3 protein-coding genes are annotated in these 2,446 nt (G+C 64.3%); all 3 read right to left on the minus strand.

The window, feature by feature from the left end:
- Window positions 1-79: 79 nt before the first annotated feature.
- Genes tnpC through tnpA form a run of 3 tightly spaced genes read right to left on the minus strand, consistent with a single transcriptional unit; the run spans window position 80 to window position 2,364 of the window.
- Entirely contained in the window at window positions 80-1,639 is a 1,560-nt protein-coding gene (gene tnpC, locus J3U95_RS28095) for an IS66 family transposase (RefSeq protein ID WP_208281755.1), read from the minus strand.
- A gap of 30 nt (window positions 1,640-1,669) precedes the next feature.
- A complete protein-coding gene (gene tnpB, locus J3U95_RS28100) occupies window positions 1,670-2,017 on the minus strand; it encodes an IS66 family insertion sequence element accessory protein TnpB (protein ID WP_208281756.1) in 348 nt (115 codons plus the stop codon).
- Complete coding sequence (gene tnpA / locus J3U95_RS28105; protein WP_229520142.1) at window positions 2,014-2,364, minus strand: IS66-like element accessory protein TnpA; 351 nt, start codon at window positions 2,362-2,364, stop codon at window positions 2,014-2,016. Before tnpA ends, tnpB begins: the two co-directional genes overlap by 4 nt.
- Window positions 2,365-2,446: the final 82 nt, after the last annotated feature.

Raw genomic sequence — 2,446 nt, forward strand, 5'->3', positions numbered from 1 at the left:
GTAAGCGTCATCCCAGCACCGTCTTGAGCGCGGCAAGCAAAAACGAGATGATGCTTGCCACACCGCTGGGAAGCGGAGTTCAGCCGGCTAGCTTGGCGGCACAGTTCCAGGGCAGGAAGTCGTCGACCCGGTTCGCAGGATGGTCGGCGATATGCGTCAGCACATGGCGCAACCAGGCTTCGGGGTCGATACCGTTCAGCCTGGCCGTTCCAATCAGCCCGTACATGGCAGCAGCGCGTTCGCCGCCGCTGTCGGCGCCGGCAAACAGGAAGTTGCGCCGGCCCAGCGCGATACCGCGCAGCGCCCGCTCGGCGGCCGAGTTGTCGATCTCGATGCGGCCGTCGTCGACATAACGGGTTAATGCCGGCCAGAGTTTGAGGGCATAGAGAATTGCCGCTGCCGTATCGGATTTTCGCGACAGCGTGGAGAGCGTGGCGTGCAGCCAGCGCTCCAGGTCATCGAGCAGCGGTTTCGCGCGCAACTGGCGTGCGGCGCGTCGTTCGTCCGGCGGCTTGCCGCGGATATTCTGCTCGATGGCATACAGCTCGCCGATCCGGCGAAGCGCCTCGGTAGTGAGCGATGTGGGCCGTGCCGCGTGCAGGTCATAGAATTTGCGGCGTGCGTGTGCCCAGCAAGCAGCTTCCAGTACGCGGCCACTTTCGTACACGGCGTTGAAGCCGGCATAGGCGTCGGCCTGCAGCACGCCGTGGAAATTGGCCAGGTGATTTTGCGGATGCTCGCCCTTGCGGTCGGGTGAGTAAGCAAACCACACCGCTGGCGGTGCAGCATCGCCGCTGGCGCGGTCGTCGCGCACATAAGTCCACAGGCGCGCCGTGCGGGTCTTGCCGTTGCCGGGAGCGAGCACCGGCAGCGGCGTGTCGTCTGCATGCAGTTTCGTTGCGGAGAAGACGTGGCGGCGCAGTGCATCGACCAGAGGACGCAACAGCGTGCCGGCGGCACCGACCCAGCTGGCCAGCAGGCTGCGTTCGAGCTCCACGCCTTCGCGGGCGTAGATCACGCTCTGGCGGTACAGCGGCAGGTGATCGGCAAACTTCGCCACCAGCACGTGGGCCAGCAGGCCTGGCCCGGCCAGGCCTCGTTCGATGGGGCGGCTGGCCGCTGGGGCCTGCACGATCGTATCGCAGCAGGCGCACGCCAGCTTAGGGCGTATGTGGCGAATCACGCGGAAGCTGGCCGGCACGTATTCAAGCTGCTCCGACACGTCCTCGCCCAGGTGTCTTAAATCGCCGCCGCAGTCCGGGCACGCTTCGCTGGCCGGTAGCTGCACACGATCCTCGCGCGGCAGATGCGGCGGCAGCGGCTTGCGTGCAGCTTTCTTGCGAGGAGCCACATCCTTTGGAGCCTGCGCCTCGGCCACCGCCTCTTCCGCTTCGAGGTCCTCCAGCTGAAGCTCCAGTTGCTCGATTTGCTGATCGAGCTTTTCCGATTTTCGCCCGAACTGCATGCGCCGCAGCTTGGCAAGCACCAGCTTCAGGTGCTCGATCTCGGCGGTGCGCGTCGACAGCTCGGCGGCCAGATGCGCCGCACGCGCTTCGCTTTGTGCCGCACGAACTTCGCTCGCCAGCAGCATGGCTTTCAAAGCGGCGATATCGTCGGGCAGGTCGGCGGCGTTGAGCATGCGTCCAAGTTTACGCGGACCTCGACAGGTTTACAAGGCCGACTCCGGTCGCCAGGTGCGCTCTGGTCGGCGCCAGTCGATCCCCTCGAGCAGCATCGACAGCTGCGCATGCGTCAGCGTCACGCTGCCGCTACTGGCCTGCGGCCAGATGAAGCGTCCACGTTCCAGGCGTTTGCACAGCAGGCACAGCCCGTCACCGGTCCACCATAGCACCTTGATCAGGTCTCCGCGCCGTCCACGGAACACGAATACATGGCCGCTGTACGGATCTTCCGCCAGGGCCGTCTGCACTTTCGATGCCAGGCCATTGAATCCCGAGCGCATGTCGGTGACGCCGGCAGCCAGCCAGATGCGCGTACCGGCAGGGAGGCCGATCATACGCGCAATCCCTTCAGTACCAGCGTCAGCGTCGCCGGATCTGGACTGCCTTCGATACGCACCGCTGCCTCGCCAATGCGGATCTCGATCACCCCGCTACCGGCCGGGCATTTGCTGATCGGCGAAGCCTGTGCCAGTGTTACCGGCACCAACTCGGCCTCGTCGAGCTGGCCTGCCATCAACTGGCGTCGCCAGCGAAACAGCATGTTCGTGTTCAGTCCATGCTGCAGGGCCAGCTGCGACACACTCACCGCAGAATCACACGCCTGCTGCGCCAGTTGCCGCTTGAACTCGAGTGGGTAGTTCGTGCTACGCCGACGCCTGTTATGTTCAACTTCGCTTTCCAAAATAGTCCCCGCCAAAATTTAGTGGGGACTACTTTGCGACCGGCGCCGTTCAGTGTCTAGACGGTGCTGATTTGACGCTTAC

The organism is Massilia oculi, from assembly GCF_017582745.1.
Taxonomy (GTDB): Bacteria; Pseudomonadota; Gammaproteobacteria; order Burkholderiales; family Burkholderiaceae_D; genus Telluria; species Telluria oculi_A.